This window comes from Cognatundibacterium crateris (genome assembly GCF_010078235.1).
In the GTDB taxonomy this organism is placed as follows: Bacteria; Pseudomonadota; Gammaproteobacteria; order Burkholderiales; family Burkholderiaceae_D; genus Undibacterium; species Undibacterium crateris.
Genome location: NZ_JAABOS010000005.1, coordinates 130,660 through 154,323 on the forward strand (window position 1 = coordinate 130,660; position 23,664 = coordinate 154,323).

Sequence of the window (23,664 nt, forward strand, 5' to 3'; positions counted from 1 at the left end):
TTGTGATCTGCTCAGATCAGTATTTTGTCACCGCGGCGCAGGCCGCTGTGACAAAACATGAAGCGACTGCTGGCGGATTAGTCAGCGCGGATCGCTTCAACCTGGATCGCCAGGCGGACTTCCGGAGCGAAGCGTGGCAGGCCGTAGTTCAGACCAAAATCAGAGCGCTTGAATTCTGCCGTTGCGTCGGCACCGCAGACTTCTTTTTTCAACATAGGATGTTGAATGCACTTGAACTTGTTGATTTTCAGTGTCAGCGGTTTAGTCACGCCTAACAGGGTGAATTCGCCTTCAACCGCAACCGGTGTGTCGCCATCAAATTTGATGGAGTTACCTTTGTAAGTCGCGGTCGGGAATTTGGCGACATTGAACATGTCCGGGGACTTTGCATGTTCATTCATTTTTTCGTGGCCGAAATCAACCGAGTTGGCATCGATAGTGATGTCAACGGTACCGGTTTTAGCAGCACGGTCCAGCGTGACTTTACCGCTGGATTTATTGAACTTGCCGCGCCATACCGAGATGCCGAAGTGATCGGCTTCGAAGCTAGGGTAGGTGTGGCCAGGTTCGATGACATAGCTGTCAGCGAATGCTGGGGCTGCGCTCAGCAGCAAAGTGGCGGCGATCAGTTTAGTCAATTGCATGGGATAGCTCCTGTGAGAAAAACTTAAGGTTGTGTGACTACGTGAAATTTAATCGTGACTTCATCGGCGACCATACTGGTATCTTTCCATTCACCTTCACCGATGTTGTAAGTCAGACGTTTAATAGGTAAAGCACCATCGAAAATCTGTTTGCCGCCCTCTTGTTTAATCGTGACCGGGAAGCTCACATTGCTGGTCTTGCCTTTGATGGTCAGGGTGCCGCTGACATCCAGTTTGCCGGCACCAGCTGGTTTCATCGCGGTACTGGTGAAGCTGGCTTTAGGGAATTGCGCCGCGTTAAACCATTCTTTTTTCAAGACTTCTTTGTTGTATTCTGCGTCGCCCAGATCAAAGCTGTTGAGCTCGATCTCCACATTCGCTTTGGAGCTTTCAGGTTTTGCGGCGTTGTAGTCGATGTTGGCGCTGAATTTTTTGAACTTGGCATCGACCGGTACATTCATTTGCTTGAATACGATATTCACCTGGCTCTTGCTGGCATCAACTTTCAATACGGCGGCAAAGGCAGGAATGGCCAGCACAAGGGCAGCCAGGCTGGCGGCCCAGCGGGTACGGCGTGACAGATTGGATAAGCGTTTCATCAGATTTCCTTATTGGTTGGATTTGCCTGGCATCATGCGGCGCATCAAGCCATCTTTGTCGATGACCTGGTGCTTCACAGCGGCTGCGATATGCAGCAAGACCGTGAACAGCATGAGGTTGCTGAGTATTTCGTGAACTTCTTTCAGGGTGTGTTTCAATTCCGGTGCCGGTGCGATGATGCTGGGCAGTTCGATCAGACCCAGGTAGACCACAGGATAACCGGCTGCGCAGGTATAGACATAACCCGACAGCGGAACGGCAAACATCAGAAAATACAAAAATACATGGGTGCCGTTGGCGACCTTCTTTTGCAACTCACTCATATGCGCCGGATAGGCGGGTGCCTGGGTCAGCAAACGGCTGATCAGACGCAGCGCGACCAGACCCAATACCGTCACCCCTAACCATTTATGATAAGAGTAGTATTGCAGTTTGGTCGGGCTGATGCGCATATCGGTCATGATCGTGCCCAGCACAAAAGCAGCGACGATCAGCAGTGCCACCAGCCAGTGCAGGATGATGGTTGGGGTGGCATAGCGGGTCTGATTACTCATAGTCTTTCCTTTAAACTGACACAAAAATTATTCTGACATGACGTGCAGAAGCAGAGTATGCGCTTATTACGGTCTTGGGTCATGATGCAACTTTTGTGGAACGATCACTGTCCAACATTTCACCGAACTTTTTAAAAAAGTAATTAGTTCGTATTAGGACTAATATAGCAAAAAAAATGAAAACGTGCTGAGCAGGTCAGATTTTGGGATTCGGTACACAGGCAGCATAGTAAAGAAATGCAAAAAAGCCAGTCTGCAGTTCATTCACTGCAGACTGGCTTTTTGTTTGCCGATGACCTCGCCATACTATGTGCGTTGCGCTGGTGATCCGCGCGACGCACATCGCTTAGACTCGAGTGCTTAGGCTCAGATCGCTTTAGCGAGCTTGACGGCGATACCGGTGTAGTTGGCAGGTGTCATGGCCAGCAACAAGTCTTTGGCTTCCTGAGGGATTGCCAGACCTTCGACGAATTCACGCAATGCTTGCTTAGAAATGCCTTTACCACGGGTCAGTTCTTTGAGTTGTTCGTAAGGGTTTTCTATGCCATAACGACGCATGACGGTTTGCACCGGTTCAGCCAGCACTTCCCAGGTCGCATCCAGATCCGCTGCCAGACGCTCAGGATTGGTTTCGAGTTTATTCAGACCACGCAGGCAGCTGTCATAGGCCAGCAGGGTGTAGCCAAACGCAACGCCGATATTACGCAATACGGTGGAATCGGTCAGGTCACGCTGCCAGCGCGATACGGGCAATTTTTCCGACAGATGACGCAGCAGGGAATTGGCCAGGCCCAGATTACCTTCTGAGTTTTCAAAGTCGATAGGATTGACTTTATGTGGCATGGTGGATGAACCGATTTCGCCCGCCTTGGTTTTCTGTTTGAAATAGCCAACCGAGATATAACCCCAGATGTCGCGGTTCAGATCGAGCAGGATGGTGTTGACACGTGCAAACGCATCAAACATTTCTGCCATGTAGTCATGCGGTTCGATCTGGATGGTGTAAGGGTTGTAAGTCAGACCCAGACGTTGTTCGATCACGTTTTTGGAAAAACTTTCCCAGTCATAGGATGGGTAGGCGGATAAATGCGCGTTGTAATTGCCGACTGCACCATTCATCTTACCGAGTATTTCTACCTGTTCGATACGCTTGACTGCGCGTTGCAGACGCGCAACCACGTTAGCAACCTCCTTGCCCAGTGTTGTCGGGCTGGCAGGTTGACCGTGGGTGCGTGACAGCATAGGCACTTCTGCATTCAGATGCGCGAGTTCGGTCAGTTTGCTGATGACTTTTTGCAGCGCCGGTACCATGACCTGATCACGTGCTGTTTTGAGCATCATGCCATGCGAAGTATTGTTGATATCTTCGGACGTGCAGGCAAAGTGGATGAATTCGCTGGCGGCTGTCAGTTCTGCTGAGCTGGCGACTTTCTCCTTGAGCCAGTATTCGACCGCTTTCACGTCATGGTTGGTGACAGCTTCGATTTCCTTGATGCGTGCCGCATCGGCTTCGGTGAATTCTGCTACCAGTTTGTCTAACAAGGCATTGGCTTCAGCTGAAAACGGTTTGATTTCATCAAAGCCAGCCTGGGATAAGGCTTGCAGCCACGAGACTTCAACTTTGACGCGATGATGCATGAAGCCAGCTTCAGACAAAGTTGCACGCAAGGCATCAACTTTTGCGGCATAACGGCCATCAATAGGGGAGAGGGCGGACAGAGAGGATAAGGACATGATCACTCGATTTTGTAGAGAAAAAATGGGAACTGCCGTTGCAAAATCTCCCTCAGGCTTTTCTTGCTCAGCGCACTCATTCCCAATTATTGCTGCGTGGAATCAATGCACTCAGAAAAGTTGACTTGTTGCAAAAGTCTCATCGAAAGCTTGCGCAAAAAACAACAGAACGAATGAAATTTTTGCCAAACTTGCCAGAGATCATGTTCACTGGGTAATCATGGTGAAATGATCTGAATGCTGGGAGTTCTTGCATGAATGCGCGGATTTTACCATTTTGTGCGTTGAAAATCTGGACTTTCCCTTTGTGTTGCAATGCAATAGGTATTTTCCCGTGGCAAGGGAGTGGTAATTGCCGATGGTATAATCAACGCTAAATTAATTTCTCAGAAACTATGAAACTCTTAGGCTCTACTACCAGTCCATTTGTGCGAAAAGTCCGTGTCGTACTAGCGGAAAAAAAACTCGACTACAGTTTTATCCTTGAAAACGTATGGGCGGCAGACACGACCATTCAGCAGTCCAATCCTTTGGGCAAAGTCCCTTGTCTGCTAATGGAAGATGGCGCGGTGATGTTTGATTCACGCGTGATTGTGGAGTATCTGGATACCCTGACACCGGTTGGTAAACTGATCCCTGCGCTTGGCCGTGAACGCGCAGGCGTGAAATGCTGGGAAGCGCTGGCCGATGGCGTGCTGGATGCGGCCATCCTGATCCGTCTGGAAAAAACCTTGCGTCCGGCAGAGCAGCAAAATGAAGAGTGGATACAGCGCCAGTGGAGCAAGGTAGTTGCCGGTTTGAAAACCATGTCGGCTGATCTGGGTGAAGCCACTTTTTGTGCCGGTAATCATTTAACACTGGCCGATATCAGCGTGGCCTGCACCTTGGGCTGGCTGAGTTTCCGTTTCCCGGAAATTGACTGGCGTACTGATTATCCTAACCTGGCCAGATTGTTCGATAAATTGTCTGAGCGTCCTTCGTTCAAGGACACGATTCCACACTGACACCAGGCTATGCGCCACTGTGCAGTGTAAAAAAAGGGATGGCCTCGCGGCGCATCCCTTTTTTTTATTCCTCAGCAGACAACTGGGATTGCAGATAATTCTGGATACCGATTTTCTCTATCAGTTCTATCTGGGTCTCCAGCCAGTCTATATGCTCTTCGGTGTCTTCCAATATCATCTGGAATAAATCGCGCGATACATAATCGCTGCAAGCTTCGCTGGTGGCGATGCCTTCTTTCACGGTTTTTTGCGCAGCTTGTTCCAGCTTCAGATCGCACTGCAGCATTTCCAGTGTTTCTTCGCCTATCATCAGCTTATGCAGGGCTTGCAGGTTAGGTAAGCCGCCCAGCATCAGAATGCGGTCTATCAGCTTATCCGCATGCTTCATTTCGCCTATGGATTCTTCGTATTCTTTTTTCGCAATTTTTTCAAACCCCCAGTGCTTGTACATGCGCGCATGCAGGAAGTACTGGTTGATTGCACTTAATTCATTGGTTAACTGCGCATTGAGCAGTTTGATGACTTTGGCATCGCCTTTCATTTTCTTTCCTTTCGTAAACGGAACTGGCCCACGCTCACATGATAGCAAGCGCGGGCCAGTGTATGTGGGAAATATCAGGAATCCAGGGAGAAATGGATAGTCGCAGTAGCGATCATCGCCAGTGCTTTGCCATCTTCATGATAAGGCTTGAACACCGCACGCATGATGGCGACTCTGGCCGCATCATCCAGCCGCGGGAAACCAGAAGACTGATGGACTTCAATTTTCTCTGCCTGACCTTTGTCATTCACCAGCACCCGCATCACAACTTTGCCTTCTTCTCCCATACGACGTGAAAGCGAAGGATATTCAGGACGTGGCGGACGCAGATACTCGACTGCGCTGACAGATTTGGGAGCTGCTGGCGCTGGTGGAGCCGCACTGACCACCGCCGCTGCTTCAGTCTTGGGTGGAGGCGGGGCATCATTGACTACCGCAGTGATGCTGTGTGGCGTAACCGGGGTATTGACAACTGGGGTAGGGATCACAGGCAGATGGATTTCCGGTTGTTTCAGGCTGACCGGTTTCTCGACGATTTTTGCCGGTGGCGGTGTGACTGGTTTTTCCGGCTGAACAAAGGTCATCACGACCTCTTCCGGAATGACCTTGACCACATGTGAAATCAGGCCATTTTGCAGCGCATAGAATAAGGCAGCGTGTGCCAGTACGATGCCTGCCATGGGCAGGAAACGACGCCAGGATGCAGCTTGACCAGACAGAGAAAACTCAGAGTTCATGACGGCATTCATGCTGGCATGGCCTCAGATGGCATCTGTAATTTGTGCAGCAAGAGTTGTAAGCCGGATTGGGGCGCGGGTTGCTGCGCGCACTCGCGCAATACCTGGCGCGCACAACCTGCGCATTTACCACAGCAGGTGCCGACTTCCAGATTGTCACGGATAGCGGCGAAAGTCGTCATGCCAGCATCGTAGGCACGCTGTATCTTCTTCTCTGACACGTTATGGCAAACACAAACTATCATGCAGTCCTCACTGGCTTGTTGCTTTGGGTTCAGGCGTTTCCCGGTGTGAGCCAGGAAAAGCGTTTTAATTTGCTGGGTTGCGGCAGATGCTGATCGATCAGCCCTGCCCATTGTTCCGATAACTGCTGGCACGTCGCTCTGACCACGGGTGCTAAATCAGGCAACTCAGACAGAGCTTTCAAATGGCGCTCTATCACTGCTGCCAGCTTCAGGCAAGCCTGGTCTTTATCTGCTGCATTGGCGTTCACGCTGTAATGCGACATCAGATGCAATACGGCGGATACCAATAAATCCGGCTGGGTCGAGCTGCGCTCAGTGGCCGCTGCTGCCTGGGTCAGAGGTTCATACGTCATGGCATTTCTCCAATGAAGGGTATGGTGTCCGACTGGCTGCGAGGGGGAGTCTCACTGGCTGGCTGACCATGCCTGGCTCATGCTGTCAAAATCAACTTATTCAATTGGGTGACACGCAGGCGGTAAATCCGGCCTTCGTGATCGATTTCTAACTCGCGCGACTGTTGCATCAGTTCCTGGCTTTTCAGACGTGGAACAGGCTTGCCATGGACGCTGTGCACTTTGGCTGGCAGGGCGGCGGCAAGTGGATTTGTTGTATCAAATTCAGCCATATTCACTCCGGTAATCTAAACGAGAACAATTCTTATTTAGATTATTGTGTAAACCCAGAAAATTTGCAAGCGATTTTCTATCGCAGGAATAGAAAATCACTATCTCTTGTGTAATCGCAAACGAAACAGGCAATTTGGACTGACGCAAAACCGCCCCAGCGGCGTTATGGCTCCTTGTCGTACCGCCGCGTACTGCCTGCGTCGCCATGGTGCAGCCAAGGTTTCAGGCAACACGTTGCCTGCTGGCGAAACGGACATCGCTTGCCAGCGATGTCACCCAAAGCAGGAAAGGGTTTTTTAGCTCTTGCCGGAACAATTTTGCGTAAGTCCNGAAAGGGTTTTTTAGCTCTTGCCGGAACAATTTTGCGTAAGTCCTGGCAATAAAAAAACCCACGCTATACGTGGGTTGGCTGGGAGGTGCGGGTTATTTTTATTGCTTTATCTGGCGCTCGGCCATTTTTTCACCCAGGCGTACCGGTCGGGCCGCATCCCACTCAGTATTAAAAGCCACCGTTGCCGGCGGGAACAACAGCACCACTGTTGAGCCCAGCAGGAAGCGTCCCATTTCTTCACCCTTTTTGAGCAGGATTTGTTGGGAAGCGTAATCCCATTCCTGAATGTGACCCGGGCGCGGAGGATTGACCACGCCATGCCAGACCGTCGCCATACTGCCGACGATGGTGGCACCGACCAAAACCAGCACGAAGGGGCCGAACTCAGATTCAAAATGGCAGACCACGCGTTCATTCCTGGCGAATAAGCCCGGCACACCGCGCGCTGTGGTCGGGTTAACCGAAAACAGATCACCCGGTACATACACCATGCGCAGCAGCTTTGCATCGCAAGGCATATGAATACGATGGTAGTCACGTGGGCTCAGGTAAATGGTGGCGAAGTGGCCATCGGCGTAACGCGCAGCGGCCTGACTGTCTCCCGCCAGCAAGGCAGTGGTCGAATAATTGTGACCTTTGGCCTGGAAGATCTGATCTTTTTCAATCGCGCCAAACTGACTGATGGCGCCGTCAACCGGGCAAACCCAGGCAGAATTTGCGAGCGGACGGGCACCGGCTTTCAATTCACGTGTGAAAAACTCATTGAAGGAGGCGTAACTGCTGAGGTCGGGATTTTTTGCTTCCTCCATGTTCACCTGATATTTGCCAGCAAACCAGCTGATCAGATGTGTCGTCAGCTTACCTGCGCGGGCATTGGCAACCCGGCCAGCGAAACGGGTCAGGGCAAGTTTAGGCAGCAGATATTGAGGAAGAACGGCAAGTCGATCAGACACAGTGGAAACCCCTGAAATGAATTGGTCGGGAATTATAACGTTGTGCAGTGATAGCGCCTATGATTTGTTCATGCTGCAATGCAGATAACGCAAGCGCCGGGAGCTAATCTGGAATAGAGGACATATGCAATTCACGAGTTTGCGGTATACTTGGTAGTTGATAGTTAAATTTAATCGAATTGATAAATTTAATTGTCTTTGTAAATGTTGCACATGCTATTAAGATACGCACATTCCCATTCAACAAGACTTTCAACCACGAAGGAAAAGCTATGTCTCTGATCAATACAACTGTTAAACCATTCAAAGCAACCGCTTACCACAACGGCAAATTCATTCCGGTTTCCAGCGAAGATCTGGCTGGCAAATGGTCGGTATTCGTGTTCTACCCAGCAGACTTCACTTTTGTCTGCCCGACAGAACTGGGTGACCTGGCTGATCACTACGAAGAATTCAAAAAACTGGGCGTAGAAATCTACTCTGTTTCTACAGATACCCATTTCACACACAAAGCATGGCACGACACATCTGACACGATAGGCAAAATCCAGTACCCAATGCTGGCTGATCCTACACTGCAGATTTCCCGTAACTTCGAAGTACTGATCGAAGAAGAAGGTCTGGCACTGCGTGGTACTTTCGTTGTGAATCCAGCTGGCGAAATCAAAGTCATGGAAGTGCATGACAACGGTATCGGCCGTGACGCAAAAGAATTGCTGCGTAAAGTACAAGCTGCACAATACGTAGCGAGCCATCCAGGTGAAGTTTGCCCTGCAAAATGGACACCAGGCGCGGAAACACTGACACCATCCCTGGATCTGGTCGGTAAGATCTAAGTTTTGCCTAAGTACTGATTAAGTAATCACTTAAGCAGGATTCCTCAGCGCAGCACTTCCTGTACCGCGACAAACTGGCTGCGATCAGCCAGTTTGCCAGCAGCAGCGCTGAGGAGCTGTACAGCTCTAAAAAACAGGGAACACAAGACGACCCCAGCGGCCAGATGGCTCGCGATGCTGAGTGCTTTTGATGCACCTCCGTGATAGCCCGCCCTGGACCTCATTTTCTTCATTCCTGAGAAAGAAGCATCATGTTAGACAATACGCTCAAAACGCAATTAAAAGCTTACTTAGAACGCCTGACCCGTCCGCTGCAATTGGTGGCATCGCTGGATGACAGTGATAAGTCCAGGGAAATGCACGAGTTGCTGCGCGAGATCGCCGAGTTGTCTGACAAAATTTCCGTGGTCGAACAACGCGATGATGCAGAACGCAAACCTTCGTTTGCGATCACTTCCCCTGGACAGGAAATCTCCCTGCGTTTTGCAGGCATCCCTATGGGACATGAATTTACTTCGCTGGTACTGGCATTGCTGCAGACCGGTGGCCATCCGCCGAAAGTCGATGCGGACGTGATACAGCAAATACAGCAGCTCGATGGCGATTTCCATTTCGAGACTTATATTTCCCTGAGCTGCCAGAACTGCCCTGAAGTGGTTCAGTCACTCAATTTGATGGCGGTACTGAATCCGCGTATTAAATCGGTCACGATAGACGGCGCGCTGTTTCAGAGCGAAGTCGAACAGCGTCAGATCATGGCGGTGCCGACGGTGTATCTGAACGGTCAGGTCTTCGGTCAGGGCCGTATGTCAGTAGAAGAAATACTGGCCAAACTCGATACCGGTGCGACTCAGCGTGCGGCAGAAAAACTGAATGCCAAAGCGCCTTACGATGTACTGATCGTCGGTGGTGGCCCAGCTGGTGCGGCAGCAGCGATTTACGCGGCCCGTAAAGGCATACGTACCGGCGTGGTGGCTGAGCGTTTCGGCGGTCAGGTGCTGGATACCATGTCGATAGAAAACTTTGTTTCTGTGACTGAGACCGAAGGACCGAAATTTGCGGCCGCACTCGAACAGCATGTAAAAACCTATGACGTTGAAATCAGCAATCTGCAACGTGCAGAAAAGCTGGTACAAAAAGATGGCATGACGGAAGTGCAGTTAGCCAGCGGCGCAACGCTGAAAGCAAAAAGCGTGATCCTGGCGACCGGTGCGCGCTGGCGCGAAGTGAACGTGCCGGGCGAAAAAGAATACCGTAACCACGGTGTGGCTTACTGCCCGCATTGCGATGGCCCGCTGTTCAAAGGCAAGCGCGTAGCAGTAATTGGTGGTGGTAACTCTGGCGTGGAAGCGGCAATCGATTTGGCCGGTATCGTCAGCCATGTCACCTTGCTCGAATTTGCCGCAGAATTACGTGCCGATGCCGTTTTGCAGCGCAAGTTACACAGTTTGCCGAATGTGACCGTGATCACCCAGGCGCAAACCAGCGAGATCCATGGCGATGGCCAGAAAGTGAATGGCATCAGCTATAAAAACCGCAGCGATGACAGCATTCATCGTATAGACCTGGAAGGTGTGTTTGTACAGATCGGCCTGGTACCAAATACGGAATGGCTGAAAGACACACTGAGCCTGTCACGCCACGGTGAAATTGAAGTTGATGCACGTGGCCAGACTTCGCTGCCAGGCGTGTTTGCCGCAGGCGATGTGACGACTGTGCCATACAAACAAATCGTCATTGCGGTCGGGGAAGGTGCGAAAGCTGCACTCAGCGCCTTTGATCACCTGATCCGCCAATAAACCTATCCACTCAGTCAGCCCTGATCACACGCGGGGCTGACTTCTGCCCCGGTTTTCCAGTGACATGGAGACCGGGGTTTTTTTATTTTGGGCGTGATATTCGGAAGATTGGGCGTGTCTTAAATTGCAATAAAGTATGATTGCCAAATAAATAATTGTTATAATGTGTAACTTATCTAACAATTTGTTTGGCTATGGCTCTCTTTCCTCAGTGCTTGCGTAATTTTCTCGGCTGGCAATATCCTGAACGGCAATTGATGGTGAGCCTGAGTTTGCCATTGGTGAAAACGGCTGCCGCACCTGTGCTTAATGATTTGCATCAACTACAAAAAAAGCGCGAAAACGATGAACAGGATGCGGAATTTTTGCGTTTGCTGTTACAGAAGCTGCGCCAACTGAATCGCTGTCGTCTGCGTGTCGCCGTCAGGGAAGAGTTTAATCATACGCTGGCTGCCTTGTTTTACCCGTTGGCGCAGGCAAAGCTTGCGCAGTACGGTAAAGATGGCGGGGTGCCCGATAGCCAGACCCGTGCTCAGGTGTTGGAAACACTGATCACCAGTTGTGCGGAATTCGTCAATTCTTATATCGTCATCACCCAGTACTATCAACGATGTTCACGTTTTCGCTATGCCAGATCCATCAAAAAGTCGGATTTGGCATCGGCCCGGGTGCTGGAGTTCCTGAGGCTCAAACAAAGTCTGAAAGCCTTGCGTTATCAAGAGTTGAGTCCGCGTGCCTGGGCATTTGCCAATACTCTCATGCATCAGATCGTCGCTGCCGGGCGGCAGGATGAACTCTTGTCACCGCTGCAGCGTAGCTATGGCAGTGACACTGAGCTGGAGACCATACGCGTGCGTGATGTGTATCTGTCGCTGCACATGGTACAGCGCTTACAGCTCAGTTACTGGCCGGTGCAATGGCAAACCTGGTTGCTGCGTTCTATCGGACTGGGTGATTTGAAAATTGCGCTGGGCAATGCAGCCTCAGGCGCACCTTCACGTCATACCTCGCTGGTCTATTGCGGTGATGAGCAGCCGACCCGCTTTGTGGCTGTTCCCGGCCAAGCCGGGCCTGCGCCTTTGGTATTGCAGTGGGAGTCTTTGCAGCAGGCGCTGACTTCAGACCTGGCTCAGGTCTTGCGTACACGCCGTGGGCAAGAGGCCGGTACTTTATCGCGTCATCTGAGTCTGTTCGGCCCTACCGAGCGGCTGGCGCTGGCGCAGTTACAGTTTGAGCGTTTCATGACCTATTCGGACAGTGTGGAACTGAAGCTGGATCAGCAGCGCGAAGTGCCGGATCTGCGCATTTTTATCGGCTTTCAAAACGTGTTTGCCTTGCTACGCCATATTGCCAAAGGCGGTGACTGGAAGGCGGTCGGCGAGCGTATGGTTGATTTGCTAGCGCGTCATTCCGCGGTGTTTTCCGATGATGCCGAGGGCAGCGTGCAAAGCTCCTGGACCTTACGTCACCAGGATGAACAGCAACTCTGTTTATCCACCCAGGAAAGTCACCATACCACCCAGATGCAGATTGGCGATCTGGCCGCCTATATGCTGGAACAGGCAGACTGGCATGCGCCTAAGCTGGGTGTGATACAGCGCATACTACGCCCGCAGAATGGACAACTGTTGATTACGATTAAGCTGCTTTGTGAGAATTCACAAGCCGTTTTGATAGACAGTCAGGCCGGACAGTCTTCTGCGATCAGCCATCACAATACCGATCAGCGGTCTGCGCTATTGCCTGCAATTCTGGGTGGCAGTAAAGAGTTGACGCAATTGTTGTTGCCCGTGGGTGTGCGCATGCGTGAAGAGGGGACGTTGCTACTGCAAACGCGTCAAACCCAGGAAACTGCGCAGCTGGGACATATGATCAGCGCGAGTAAGGGATTTACGCTGTATGCACTGCGGCGTCAGCCGCCGCAAGCTTTGCCAGCCGTGCAACAGGTAAAACAAGCGCCAGCCATTCAAACTGAGCAAGGGCTGAGCCTGAGCGAGACCGAAGCTGGTTTGCTGCAATAAGCGCTAAGGTGCCCAGTCGCATTTCAGCCTGAACGCTGAGCGAATGGCGGGAAGTGAATACAGAAAAAGCGGGGCAGCTGGCCCCGCTTTTGAACGGAATTGAGCAGAGTTGAGCAGAAAGATCTCAGCGATTCGTTTCCGCCGCCGCTTTATTGCCAATCTGCAGGAATGGAATCACGCCACCGGTCGTGGTTGGCAGACGGCCATCCCATTTTTCTATTGCTTTGGCCTGATTTTCCACTTCACGCAAACGCAGCAGTTCCGGTGTGACTTGCTGGCGTTGCAGTGCCAGCGCATCAGCTTCTGCGCGGGCCCGTGACACTTTTTGTTTGGCTTCGACTTCTATCCTTTGCAGGTCGCGCTCAGCCTTCATTTTTAACTGATCGGCGGTGGTTTTTGCTTCAATCGCTTCATTGAAGGTCTTACTGAAATTGAAGTTGACTATCGAGAATTCATCCACCACCAGACCGTGTCTGGCCATTCTCTCTTTGAGTGCCAGCACGATCTCATCGCGCACCTGGGAACGTTTGGAAATCAGTTCTTCGGCGGTAAAGCGCGCAGTCACTGCTTTCACCGCTTCCTGTACGCTGGGGATAATGATGCGTTCACCCGGCTCATTGCCCAGATCGCGGTAGATGGAGACTACGGCATCGGGACGCACATGATAATTGATGGCGATCTTGGTATGTACGGTTTGTAAATCCTTGGAGGCTGCATCGCCATCACCTTCACCTTTTTGTATCGCGACCGAGACTCTGTGCATACGCTGAGCGACCGGCCACACAAAATGCAGACCTTCGCTGTACACCTCATCAGACGGCTTGCCAAAGGTCGTCAGTACACCGCGGTAACCGGCAGGTATGGTGGCGAATGGATTTAAAATCAGGATCAGAAGCAGGACGCCGATTGCAGCGGCGATTTTGGGGAGAGCACGCATGATTTTCCTTGTTGATGTTGTTTGGAAAGCATGCTGAGTATAGTGAGAAACAGACAACTTAAAACGGTAATTGCTGCATCAATCCACCGTTCTGCCGGATACTGATGTGATCACGCAACAGCCTGTCAGCCTTCACGATCCATGTCGGCCAGTTCTGAGGCGTGTGCCCTGTGCTTGGTATTGCTTTGAAGCGGATCCTGATACAGCCAGGGCAGTACAAATTTAGTCATTTCTGAAGCCGCATGGACTGGTGCTTTGGCCTGATGCGCCACCGCACTGCAAATCGCTTCAATCAGGCACAGTGCTGCGCCTTCGGAATTCGGTGAGAATTGTCGGCGGGTTTGTGCAAACAGGGTGACATTGGCCATCGACGCCAGCGGTGAACTTGGTGCATCTGTCAGGGCCAGAATCGGCACCCCTTTTTCTTTCAGCTGGCGCAGGATAGTGACTACATCATCGGCATAACGCGGGAAAGAGATGCCTATCACCAGGTCTTTTTCTGTGTATTTGAACAACTGCCTTGCTACGGTGGATGGCCCGGCGGTTCCCATCGTTGATTGCACAGTGTTGCAAAACGGATCTAAGCTGTGCGCCATCAAACCACCTAAAAATCCGCTGGCACCATAGCCGATGATATAGATGCGTTCGGCATTCAGTATCATGCGTACCGCCTGATTGCACAGCTCCGGGTCCAGCCCGCGGCGGGTGGCTTCCAGATTGGTCAGATCTTCATTCAGCGAGCCCGCGATAATTTCTGTGCTGGTGGCTGGCCGTTGCACTTCACTGCGCAAGTTATCAATGGGCACCAGCATCGCCTCGAAACCACTCACCAGTTCTGCACGGAACTGAGGATAGCCTTCGAAACCCAGCGCACGCGCAAAGCGATTCGCTGTTGCGACAGAAATGCCAACGGCATTGGCCAGTTCGTCTATCGACATCGTGGCTGAGCGGAACACATTGGTCAGCACATAATCGGCAGCTTTTTTATGGGCTTTCGACAGGTTCATATACACCTTGCCGATACGGGCATTGACGGTTCCACCCAGGGCTTGCTTGTCAGGACGATTCATGATGGCTGGCTTTTCCAGTGAAAGAGAAATGTAAATATAATTTCATTAATTTGAAATGTAAAGTAATGAAACGTATCAAGTCAGAGAGGTGCTTTTTTCTGCCCGAGTACAGATATTCTCACCAGTAATGCTGAATTATCGCCAGATAATTTTAAATAATTCAAATATTATTTATAAAAATTCAGAAATGATGCGAAAAACAGCGCGTTATCTGTGAAGTGTATAAGCAAATTTGAATTCTGAGGCAGGCCATCAGTTGCGGAATGCGCGTGCAACTGATGGTGTGGCAGGAAGTGAATGTAGGAAGCGTTTATCCAGCCTGATGGATGATGCCACCGCCGAGGCAGACATCGCCGTCATACAGGACGGCAGACTGGCCAGGCGTGACTGCCCATTGCGCGTCAGGGAAATGCAGTTGGAATTGTTCGGTGTCACCGGCAAACTGGCAGGCCACATCAGGCTGGCGATAACGGGTCTTGGCCGATAACTGGGCTTGCGCAGGTGCATAACCGGCGACCCAGCTGACCTGTGTTGCTTCCAGCTGAGCGGACAGCAGCCAGGGATGATCATGGCCCTGGACCACGTATAAGGTGTTATTCACCACATCTTTGCGCGCCACATACCAGGCATCGCTGCTGCCATCGGCATTTTGATGGGATTTAATGCCGCCTATGCCTATGCCTTTGCGCTGACCCAAAGTATAAAAACTCAGACCTACGTGTTGACCAATGACCTTGCCTTCCGGCGTCTTGATATCACCGGGCTGATACGACAGGTAACGGTTCAGAAACTCGCGGAATGGACGTTCGCCGATAAAGCAAATACCGGTTGAGTCTTTCTTTTTCGCGTTCGGCAGTTGCAGTTGTTCGGCAATTTTACGTACTTCCGTTTTATGAATTTCACCCAGCGGGAACAGGGTATTGGCCAGTTGTTTCTGATTCAGTCTGTGCAGGAAATAACTCTGATCCTTGCTGGCATCCATCGCCTTGAGCAACTGGAATTCACCATTCACTTCGCGCACCCGGGCATAGTGGCCGGTCGCGATATAGTCAGCACCCAGCTTCATTGCATGATCGAGGAAGGCCTTGAACTTAATCTCAGCATTACACAGCACATCCGGATTCGGAGTGCGGCCAGCCTGGTATTCACGCAGGAATTCGGCAAACACACGGTCTTTGTATTCACTGGCGAAATTCACCGCTTCGATATCGACGCCCACCACATCGGCGACGCTGACGGCATCAATCCAGTCTTCGCGTGTCGAGCAATATTCCGAATCGTCGTCATCTTCCCAGTTTTTCATAAACAGGCCGATGACTTCATAACCCTGTTCTTTTAACAGCCATGCCGAGACCGAGGAATCTACCCCGCCAGACATACCGATTACTACACGTTTTTTACTCATAATGCGCTCGGGTGGGTAAACAGCAGCGAAAGCGGAGCACGCTTGCCGCGTAAATAGTCATCCACACATTGCAGCACCAGCGGGCTGCGATGGATGTGTTCGGAATTCAGAATATCGTTATAGCTCATCCAGACCGCTCTTAAAATGCCGTGATCCAGCGCGCGTCCGGTATCGGCGCCGGCATCACCGGTAAAGGCGAAGCGCAGATAGCTGACTTGCTCTTGCGTTACTGGGGAAGTAAAAGTCGATAAATACATTCCTACCAGTGCCGTCGGCGTAAATTCATAAGCCGTTTCTTCCAGGGTTTCACGGATCACGGCCTGTTCCAGCGATTCCTTAGGATCGAGATGGCCCGCAGGCTGATTGATGCGCACCCCGTCAGGGGTTTCTTCTTCCACCATTAAAAAGCGGTGATTGCGCTCAATAATGGCAGCGACGGTGACAGATGGTTTCCAGATGGCAGACATAACTTCTTTCGGTAATAGAACCTGAGCTACTGCTTTCAGGGGCGGAGTTTGCGCAGCCAGACTGTTAGCCAAAGGTTGCGTCGCGCCGGGGAAATCGTCAGTCAGATCCTAAGTAAGTCCGACATTTTACTTTGCTGTCACATTTTGTGTGGTGAAGCAGCAAATTTGACTACGCATTTGCTAATGCAAATTTTGTCTATGGGGCATTTTTTGAATGGTAAATTGTTGCGATTGCACAATTCTGCTTTGTTTTTTATAAATATTTTTCAGGCTAAGCCTCTGTTTTGTATGAGAAAAAAATAAATTAGTACGAATTGGATTGCTTTGATGAATTTCAGAAAGCTGATGAAAGTTGCAAATGATCTGAAAAAACTTCGTTTGTTCAGTCCAACAGAATCCATGTAATATCGTTGTCTAATATGACATGTAAGATTGTGGTAAGCATACTGCGCATGTCATCAGACTGTGCCGCGGAACTTAGAATTGTCCGGTTGCGATGTACAGACTGAGGACTGGTGATCCCCAAAAGGGAATTCCGTCACGAGATTTCACAGCGGGGTAAGCCCTCAGTTTGTTGAACTGAATATGAAAGTAGGAATGGAGCCCTGATTGCGGCGGCGAACAAGTGTCGGACTCGCATATGGCTGTATTTCTGAAAGAAATTGCTTAGCGTACTAACGAGAACGATTTTATTTTTACATCATCAGGGAGCACATCTATGAAAATCGGCATTCCCGCCGAGACCCGGCCGGGGGAAACACGCGTTGCGGCCACCCCCGAAACCATCAAGAAGTATGTCGCCGCAAAACACCAGGTCATCGTGCAGTCTGGCGCGGGTGTGGCAGCCAGTATTACCGATGAGGCTTATCAGGCTGCAGGTGCCCAGATAGGCAGCGCGGCTGATGCTTTTGGCGCAGAACTGGTCCTCAAAGTACGCGCGCCGGACGCCAGTGAACGCGCGCTCATGGCATCCGGCAGCGTGTTAGTAGGGATGCTCAATCCTTTCGATGCAGACAATATCAGCGCCATGGCGGCCAGTGGCTTGTCTGCCTTCGCGCTGGAGGCTGCACCGCGCATCACGCGCGCGCAATCGTTGGATGTCTTGTCTTCACAGGCAAACATCGCAGGTTATAAGGCGGTCATGCTGGCAGCGAACACTTACCAACGCTTTATGCCTATGCTGATGACAGCTGCCGGTACCGTGAAAGCCGCCCGCGTTCTGATCATGGGTGTAGGGGTGGCCGGCTTGCAGGCAATCGCTACTGCCAAGCGTCTGGGGGCGGTGATTGAAGCTTCTGATGTTAGACCTCCGGTCAAAGAACAAGTAGAATCGCTGGGCGCGAAATTCATTGATGTCCCCTATGAGACCGATGAGGAACGCGAAATTGCTCAAGGTGTTGGCGGCTATGCACGCCCTATGCCTGCAGCCTGGATGCAACGCCAGGCCGCACTTGTCCATGAGCGGGCCAAACAAGCTGACATTATTATCACTACTGCTTTGATACCGGGCCGAAAAGCGCCGGTGCTGATTTCCGAAGACACGGTAAAAGCAATGAAGCCAGGCTCAGTGATCGTCGATATGGCGGTCGAGCAGGGCGGCAACTGTCCACTCTCTGAATTGGGTAAAACTGTCACCAAATACGGCGTACATATCATCGGCGAGCCAAATCTGGCTACGCTGGTTGCCGCAGATGCGTCTGCTTTGTACGCACGTAATGTGCAGGATTTCCTCAAACTGATTATCGACAAAGAAGGTGGACTGGCGATTAACCGCGAAGACGAAATTGTCGCCGCGACGCTGATGTGTGCTGCGGGTGAAATACTCAGGAAGTAGCTGGTAAGTCAAATTTACCGAAACACGTATCAGAAAGTTGAAACACCATGCAAAGAAATATGCTCCGCGCCAAAATTCATCGCGCAACTGTAACTCAGTGCGACCTCCACTATGAAGGTTCATGTGGAATCGATGAAGATCTGCTTGATGCTGCGAATATCATCGAGAACGAACAGATCGAGCTGTATAACGTCAATAACGGTGAGCGCTTCTCCACCTATGCCATCAAAGGCAAGCGTGGCAGTGGTGAAATCTCCCTGAATGGCGCTGCAGCCCGTAGGGTGCAACTGGGCGACCTGATGATCATTTGTACTTACGCGCCGATGACGGAAGAAGAAGCGCGTAATCACAAACCAAATGTGGTGTTTGTGAATGCAAAAAATCAGATCACCAGTTTGAAAGAGTATTGAACCGCTATTGACTGATGCGCAAGGTGGTAAGCTGTGTCAGTCTGATTTGAATCAGGCTGACACACCAGCTACATGAAGCGTAAGTTGGTGACGGAAATGTCTTTGCATGTCTTATTCATTTAAAAAGAGAGGACATCATGGAAGTTAGTCATACCCTTACCAACCTCATCATTTTCGTGTTAGCCGTATATGTTGGCTATCACGTGGTGTGGACTGTAACGCCTGCATTGCATACGCCATTAATGGCGGTGACCAATGCGGTTTCTGCCATCATTATCGTTGGTGCCATGCTGGCTGCCGGCCTGACTGAAGGCTTGCTGGCGCAGGTGATGGGAACCCTGGCCGTCGCACTGGCTGCGGTGAATGTATTCGGCGGTTTTCTGGTGACCCAGAGGATGCTGGAAATGTTCAAGAAAAAAGACAATAAAGCAGCAGGCAAGGAGGGCAAATAATGAGTATGAATCTCGTTACGATGCTGTATCTGATCGCATCGGTATGCTTTATCCAGGCTCTCAAAGGCTTGTCACATCCATCCACGGCGCGGCGCGGTAATGCTTTCGGCATGGCCGGTATGGCTGTCGCTGTTTTTACCACCATTGCACTCATCGTGAAACTGAAAACCGAAGCTGCGGGCTCAGGCCTCGGCTATGGCCTGGTTACGCTCGGAGTCGTGGTCGGAGGCGGTATCGGTGCCACGCTGGCGAAGCGAGTGGAAATGACCAAAATGCCGGAACTGGTCGCAGCGATGCACTCGCTGATTGGTCTGGCGGCCGTCTGTATTGCCGTCGCAGTGGTTGCCGAGCCCTGGATTTTCAATATCACCACCCGTGAAGTTGCGATCCCGTTTGGTAACCGGATCGAGCTGTTTATCGGTACCTTTGTTGGCGCGATCACTTTCTCCGGCTCCGTAATCGCTTTCGGTAAATTATCCGGTAAGTACAAGTTCCGTCTGTTTCAGGGCGCACCTGTCACTTTCTCCGGTCAGCATATGCTGAACCTGATCCTTGCGCTGGCAATGGTTGGCCTGGGACTGGTATTTTGCTTCGACGGCGGTGTCGCACCGGCCTGGACACCGTTCATTATCATGACCGCCATCGCTTTTGTGCTGGGTGTATTGATCATCATCCCTATCGGTGGTGCTGATATGCCGGTCGTGGTGTCTATGCTCAACAGTTATTCTGGCTGGGCCGCAGCAGGTATCGGCTTTTCGCTGAATAACTCCATGTTGATTATTGCCGGTTCGCTGGTGGGTTCTTCCGGTGCGATCCTGTCTTACATCATGTGTAAAGCCATGAACCGCTCCTTCTTCAACGTGATATTGGGTGGTTTTGGTGGCGCCCCCGCGGAAGCAGCAGCTGGCGGAGCGGTGCAGCGGAATGTGAAATCCGGATCACCGGATGATGTGGCTTTCCTGTTGGGGAATGCAGAAACCGTGATTATCGTTCCGGGCTATGGTCTGGCAGTGGCACGGGCTCAGCATGCTTTAAAAGAACTGACAGAGAAACTCACGCACAAAGGGATAACTGTGAAGTACGCGATTCATCCGGTCGCAGGCCGTATGCCGGGGCACATGAATGTACTGCTGGCAGAAGCGGAAGTGCCTTATGACCAGGTGTTTGAGATGGAAGATATCAACAGCGAATTTGGACAAGCCGATGTGGTCTTGGTGCTGGGTGCGAATGACGTGGTCAATCCTGCCGCTAAAGATCCAAAATCGCCGATTGCAGGTATGCCGATTCTGGAAGCCTATAAAGCCAAAACTGTGATCGTCAATAAGCGCTCTATGGCCTCTGGTTATGCCGGTCTGGACAATGAATTGTTCTACATGGATAAAACCATGATGGTGTTCGGCGACGCGAAGAAAGTCATCGAAGATATGGTGAAAGCAGTTGAGTAAGCTTTGCACATGACCAAGAAAAAAACCGCTGGTAAAAGCGGTTTTTTTCTTTTTTTGAGGGGAAAACTATCTTCAGATACGTACCAGCGTCGATTTCCCGAACAGACTTTCAATCAGGTCAACTGCCAGGATCGCAGTCTGATTGCGTATATCCAGCGCAGGGTTGAGTTCAACGATATCGAGTGAGCCCATCAGGCCTGTGTCTGCGATCATTTCCATACACAATTGCGCTTCGCGGTAAGTTGGGCCGCCAAGTACCGCCGTCCCCACGCCCGGTGCAATCTGCGGGTCCAGGCAATCCATATCGAAACTGACGTGGATATGGGTATTGGCATCGACACCGGCCAGCGCAGAGCTCATCGCATTACGGATGCCGTATTCATCAATGTAACGCATGTCATAGACCTGGATTCCCATTTCGTGGATGAATTTTTTCTCGCCCGCATCCACACTACGTATGCCGATCTGACGGATTTCATGCGGCAGCATGGCTGGTGTGTGACCGCCATAGCCGATCAGCTCTTTCGGACCATGTCCCATCAGGCAGGCAACTGGCATACCGTGGATATTGCCGGTGGGGCTAATCGTCGACAGATTGCTGTCTGCGTGTGCATCGAACCACAACACACGAAGTTTTTTCCCAGCCTGACGGCAATGTGCAGCCACCGCGCTGATAGAACCGATTGCGAGACAATGATCGCCACCCAGCATCATAGGAAGATGACCATCGCTCAGCGCCTGTCCGACCGTATCAAACACGGCCTGGTTCCAATCAATGGCTTCTTTCAGATGACGCAAGCCATTGACCGGCTCTTGCCAGGGATTAGCCGGACCGTGCAGGTTGCCACGGTCGACCACCTGTAACTGACGTGCCTGCAAAGCTTCTGTCAGGCCAGCGACGCGCAATGCGTCAGGTCCCATGCTTGCGCCTTTGACGCTGGCACCAACATCGGTTGGTGCTCCAATTAAGGAAATGGTTTTCATTCTATTCAAATAAATAAGGCAGGTTAAATAACCGTTTGCTACGCCCGGATCAGGCGTGTATCGGAACGGCTGTTATTGTATTGACCGTCTGACTGGCATTGTGTACCAAGGACGAGGTATTTGCCATCCCCATACCAAACAAATCTTTAGGATCCATCATTTCCGGCACCAGATCCAGCATAGTGGAGCCAGGCTGCAACACATGTTTTTCCAGATAGCGCATGGCGGAAAAATCTTCCAGCGCAAAACCGACAGAATCAAACACCGTTACTTGCTGCGCATCGTGGCGGCCAGTGTTGCTGCCGTTGAGTATGGTCCACAGTTCGGTAACCGCAAAGTCGGCGGGCATTTGCTGTAACTCGCCTTCAATGCGTGATTGTGGTTCATATTCCACAACAACCATTGCTTGTCTGAGTATGTCCGCATGCAGCTCGGTTTTACCAGGGCAATCGCCACCGACGCCGTTGATGTGCATGCCCGCTTCTATCATGTCTGGCGTCAGGATGGTGGCATTGGTTTTGTCGGCGGTAACGGTCGTGACGATATCCGCGCCTTTGACGGCCTGTGCGGTTGACTCAGCGCGTATCACAGTCAGTTCTGGATAAGCGCGCAGATTGCGTATCAGTTTTTCGGTCGCGGCCGGGTCCACGTCATATACACGCAATTCACGTATGCCCAGCATTTTGTGAAAGGCGATGGCCTGGAACTCACTCTGTGCGCCATTACCAATCAGGGCCATGACTTTACTGTCAGGACGCGCCATATATTTGGCGGCCAGTGCTGAAGTCGCTGCAGTGCGTACTGCGGTGGTGAGTGTTAATTCTGAAAGTAAGCGCGGATAGCCGGTATCCACATCGGCGAGCACGCCAAACGCTGTTACAGTCAGCAAACCATCCTGGGTGTTTTTAGGATGCCCATTCACATATTTGAAAGAGTAATTGCTGCCGTCAGAAATAGGCATTAATTCAATCACGCCCACTTCTGAATGGCTGGCGACGCGCGCAGTTTTGTCAAACAGCGACCAGCGCAGATAATCTTCCCTGATCATTTCCGCCATATTGATAATCGCATTTTCAGGCGTAACCTGACGTAAATGATTCTGCATGTCGCGGGTGCCGATGAAGCTAACCATGATGTTCTCCAAGTTTTTTTAATATGGACAGGACTGACACATCTACTCCACCTGTGGGAGCAATAAGGATGGCTGTTAATCACTGAAACTCTGCACTTAACTTTGCCACGTCAGTCCTGATGTAAGAACATCGTCAATGGACTTAGCCACGCTGCTAAGCAGGCATGTCCCGAAGCTGTTGCGAAATTTTTCCACATTCAATTTTTCCACATTTCGCAAAAGCCTCATGCACATCAGACAGTGCAGTGAAACTGACGAGTTCTGCCTCCATTGTAGCTACGCCACCGGATAATTAGATTGCTAAATCTGCGATGAAAATCGTAGAATGAGAAATAAAATTTCATATATATGTAAATAAATTGAAATAATTTCCCAAATCGCATTTTCAATAAAATATATCAAAATCCGGCATCTGATTGTATGTGGCCGGCAAGGAGAGAAATGTATGGATAATTATGATTTGAGTATCCTGCGTCATCTGCAGCAGGATGGGCGTATCAGCAACCTGAATCTGGCTGAAAAAATTCATCTGTCTGCGCCGCAGACTTTGCGCCGGGTCAGAATGCTGGAAGAGCAGAAGGTGATACGCGCTTACAGTGCGCAGGTGAATCCGGAGGCGGTGGGGCTGGGCGTGATGGCGTTTGTGAATTTATCGCTGGACCGTGAACAGTTCCGCAATGTACGGGAAGTGGAGCGCAAGCTGCAGGCATTCCCGAATATCATCGAGTGCCATACCATCTCGGGTGATTTTGATTACATCCTGAAAGTGGTGGCAGCCGATCTGAAGAGTCTGTCGCAGTTTTTAACGGATACCCTGATGCAGGTACCCGGGGTGGCATCATTGCGCTCCATGATTTGTATGGAAGAGATCAAACCGGTTTCCGGCTTACCTATCGCCTAAAG

Annotated in this window: 26 protein-coding genes; 9 read left to right on the forward strand and 17 right to left on the reverse strand. The window is 51.0% G+C overall.

The annotated features are described in order from the left end of the window. Positions 1-77: 77 nt before the first annotated feature. The 4 genes from EYB48_RS11255 to purB form a co-directional block, all read right to left on the reverse strand. Positions 78-644, reverse strand: coding sequence for a YceI family protein (locus EYB48_RS11255; RefSeq protein ID WP_162020444.1), 567 nt, complete (start codon positions 642-644; stop codon positions 78-80). Between the two features lie 23 nt (positions 645-667). After that, a complete protein-coding gene (locus EYB48_RS11260; protein ID WP_162020445.1) occupies positions 668-1,243 on the reverse strand; it encodes a YceI family protein in 576 nt (191 codons plus the stop codon). A 9-nt stretch (positions 1,244-1,252) separates the two neighbouring features. Beyond that, the gene (locus tag EYB48_RS11265) at positions 1,253-1,798 is read right to left on the reverse strand and encodes a cytochrome b (protein ID WP_162020446.1); all 546 of its coding nucleotides are present in this window, start codon (positions 1,796-1,798) and stop codon (positions 1,253-1,255) included. A 366-nt stretch (positions 1,799-2,164) separates the two neighbouring features. Further along, on the reverse strand, positions 2,165-3,532 hold the full coding sequence (gene purB / locus EYB48_RS11270; protein ID WP_162020447.1) for an adenylosuccinate lyase: 1,368 nt from the start codon (positions 3,530-3,532) through the stop codon (positions 2,165-2,167). Between the two features lie 395 nt (positions 3,533-3,927). Here purB and EYB48_RS11275 point away from each other — a divergent pair, with 395 nt between their 5' ends. Further along, the gene (locus tag EYB48_RS11275; RefSeq protein ID WP_162020448.1) at positions 3,928-4,536 is read left to right on the forward strand and encodes a glutathione S-transferase C-terminal domain-containing protein; all 609 of its coding nucleotides are present in this window, start codon (positions 3,928-3,930) and stop codon (positions 4,534-4,536) included. A 64-nt stretch (positions 4,537-4,600) separates the two neighbouring features. Here EYB48_RS11275 and bfr read toward each other — a convergent pair whose 3' ends face one another. The 6 genes from bfr to asd form a co-directional block, all read right to left on the reverse strand. Then, positions 4,601-5,077, reverse strand: coding sequence for a bacterioferritin (gene bfr / locus EYB48_RS11280; protein ID WP_162020449.1), 477 nt, complete (start codon positions 5,075-5,077; stop codon positions 4,601-4,603). Positions 5,078-5,151: 74 nt separating this feature from the next. Beyond that, a complete protein-coding gene (locus EYB48_RS11285; RefSeq protein ID WP_235935070.1) occupies positions 5,152-5,814 on the reverse strand; it encodes an energy transducer TonB in 663 nt (220 codons plus the stop codon). A gap of 8 nt (positions 5,815-5,822) precedes the next feature. Further along, positions 5,823-6,059: a (2Fe-2S)-binding protein gene (locus tag EYB48_RS11290; RefSeq protein ID WP_162020451.1), complete on the reverse strand. Its 237-nt coding sequence runs from the start codon at positions 6,057-6,059 to the stop codon at positions 5,823-5,825. Between the two features lie 29 nt (positions 6,060-6,088). Beyond that, positions 6,089-6,412 (reverse strand): hypothetical protein, encoded by a 324-nt coding sequence (locus EYB48_RS11295; RefSeq protein ID WP_162020452.1) that lies wholly within the window; start codon positions 6,410-6,412, stop codon positions 6,089-6,091. A gap of 77 nt (positions 6,413-6,489) precedes the next feature. Next, complete coding sequence (hemP, locus tag EYB48_RS11300) at positions 6,490-6,684, reverse strand: hemin uptake protein HemP (protein ID WP_162020453.1); 195 nt, start codon at positions 6,682-6,684, stop codon at positions 6,490-6,492. Positions 6,685-7,114: 430 nt separating this feature from the next. Continuing rightward, positions 7,115-7,969: an archaetidylserine decarboxylase gene (gene asd / locus EYB48_RS11305; RefSeq protein WP_162020454.1), complete on the reverse strand. Its 855-nt coding sequence runs from the start codon at positions 7,967-7,969 to the stop codon at positions 7,115-7,117. A 272-nt stretch (positions 7,970-8,241) separates the two neighbouring features. Between asd and ahpC the strand changes: the two genes are divergently transcribed. Next, positions 8,242-8,805, forward strand: coding sequence for an alkyl hydroperoxide reductase subunit C (gene ahpC, locus EYB48_RS11310; protein ID WP_162020455.1), 564 nt, complete (start codon positions 8,242-8,244; stop codon positions 8,803-8,805). 44 nt (positions 8,806-8,849) lie between these two features. Here ahpC and EYB48_RS11315 read toward each other — a convergent pair whose 3' ends face one another. Continuing rightward, complete coding sequence (locus EYB48_RS11315) at positions 8,850-9,029, reverse strand: hypothetical protein (protein ID WP_162020456.1); 180 nt, start codon at positions 9,027-9,029, stop codon at positions 8,850-8,852. A gap of 27 nt (positions 9,030-9,056) precedes the next feature. Here EYB48_RS11315 and ahpF point away from each other — a divergent pair, with 27 nt between their 5' ends. Continuing rightward, complete coding sequence (gene ahpF, locus EYB48_RS11320; protein ID WP_162020457.1) at positions 9,057-10,604, forward strand: alkyl hydroperoxide reductase subunit F; 1,548 nt, start codon at positions 9,057-9,059, stop codon at positions 10,602-10,604. 194 nt (positions 10,605-10,798) lie between these two features. Beyond that, positions 10,799-12,625 carry a hypothetical protein gene (locus EYB48_RS11325; RefSeq protein WP_162020458.1) on the forward strand — a complete coding sequence of 609 codons (1,827 nt, stop codon included), beginning with the start codon at positions 10,799-10,801 and terminating at the stop codon, positions 12,623-12,625. 124 nt (positions 12,626-12,749) lie between these two features. Here the strand turns inward: EYB48_RS11325 and EYB48_RS11330 are convergent, their stop codons facing one another. The 4 genes from EYB48_RS11330 to EYB48_RS11345 all read right to left on the reverse strand — a co-directional run bounded on the left by EYB48_RS11330 (position 12,750) and on the right by EYB48_RS11345 (position 16,504). Further along, a complete protein-coding gene (locus tag EYB48_RS11330) occupies positions 12,750-13,562 on the reverse strand; it encodes a prohibitin family protein (protein ID WP_162020459.1) in 813 nt (270 codons plus the stop codon). Between the two features lie 125 nt (positions 13,563-13,687). After that, a complete protein-coding gene (locus EYB48_RS11335; protein WP_162020460.1) occupies positions 13,688-14,632 on the reverse strand; it encodes a MurR/RpiR family transcriptional regulator in 945 nt (314 codons plus the stop codon). A 310-nt stretch (positions 14,633-14,942) separates the two neighbouring features. Then, entirely contained in the window at positions 14,943-16,037 is a 1,095-nt protein-coding gene (gene mnmA, locus EYB48_RS11340; protein WP_162020461.1) for a tRNA 2-thiouridine(34) synthase MnmA, read from the reverse strand. After that, positions 16,034-16,504, reverse strand: coding sequence for an NUDIX hydrolase (locus tag EYB48_RS11345; RefSeq protein ID WP_162020462.1), 471 nt, complete (start codon positions 16,502-16,504; stop codon positions 16,034-16,036). The genes mnmA and EYB48_RS11345 overlap by 4 nt, the downstream gene beginning before the upstream one ends. A 718-nt stretch (positions 16,505-17,222) precedes the next feature. Here EYB48_RS11345 and EYB48_RS11350 point away from each other — a divergent pair. From EYB48_RS11350 to EYB48_RS11365, 4 genes are all read left to right on the forward strand, one after another. Next, positions 17,223-18,338 (forward strand): Re/Si-specific NAD(P)(+) transhydrogenase subunit alpha, encoded by a 1,116-nt coding sequence (locus tag EYB48_RS11350; protein WP_162020463.1) that lies wholly within the window; start codon positions 17,223-17,225, stop codon positions 18,336-18,338. A 47-nt stretch (positions 18,339-18,385) separates the two neighbouring features. After that, entirely contained in the window at positions 18,386-18,748 is a 363-nt protein-coding gene (gene panD, locus EYB48_RS11355; protein WP_162020464.1) for an aspartate 1-decarboxylase, read from the forward strand. Positions 18,749-18,885: 137 nt separating this feature from the next. Continuing rightward, on the forward strand, positions 18,886-19,200 hold the full coding sequence (locus tag EYB48_RS11360; protein WP_162020465.1) for an NAD(P) transhydrogenase subunit alpha part 2: 315 nt from the start codon (positions 18,886-18,888) through the stop codon (positions 19,198-19,200). Next, positions 19,200-20,645 carry an NAD(P)(+) transhydrogenase (Re/Si-specific) subunit beta gene (locus tag EYB48_RS11365; protein ID WP_162020466.1) on the forward strand — a complete coding sequence of 482 codons (1,446 nt, stop codon included), beginning with the start codon at positions 19,200-19,202 and terminating at the stop codon, positions 20,643-20,645. The genes EYB48_RS11360 and EYB48_RS11365 overlap by 1 nt, the downstream gene beginning before the upstream one ends. Before the next feature lie 72 nt (positions 20,646-20,717). On the opposite strand, the gene rocF is transcribed toward EYB48_RS11365, so the two are convergent. Together rocF and EYB48_RS11375 are read right to left on the reverse strand one after the other, a co-directional pair. Continuing rightward, complete coding sequence (rocF, locus tag EYB48_RS11370; protein ID WP_162020467.1) at positions 20,718-21,629, reverse strand: arginase; 912 nt, start codon at positions 21,627-21,629, stop codon at positions 20,718-20,720. Positions 21,630-21,678: 49 nt separating this feature from the next. Then, entirely contained in the window at positions 21,679-22,761 is a 1,083-nt protein-coding gene (locus EYB48_RS11375) for an ornithine cyclodeaminase (protein ID WP_162020468.1), read from the reverse strand. A 445-nt stretch (positions 22,762-23,206) separates the two neighbouring features. Here EYB48_RS11375 and EYB48_RS11380 point away from each other — a divergent pair, with 445 nt between their 5' ends. After that, positions 23,207-23,662 carry an Lrp/AsnC family transcriptional regulator gene (locus EYB48_RS11380; RefSeq protein WP_162020469.1) on the forward strand — a complete coding sequence of 152 codons (456 nt, stop codon included), beginning with the start codon at positions 23,207-23,209 and terminating at the stop codon, positions 23,660-23,662. The last annotated feature ends 2 nt before the right edge of the window (positions 23,663-23,664 follow it).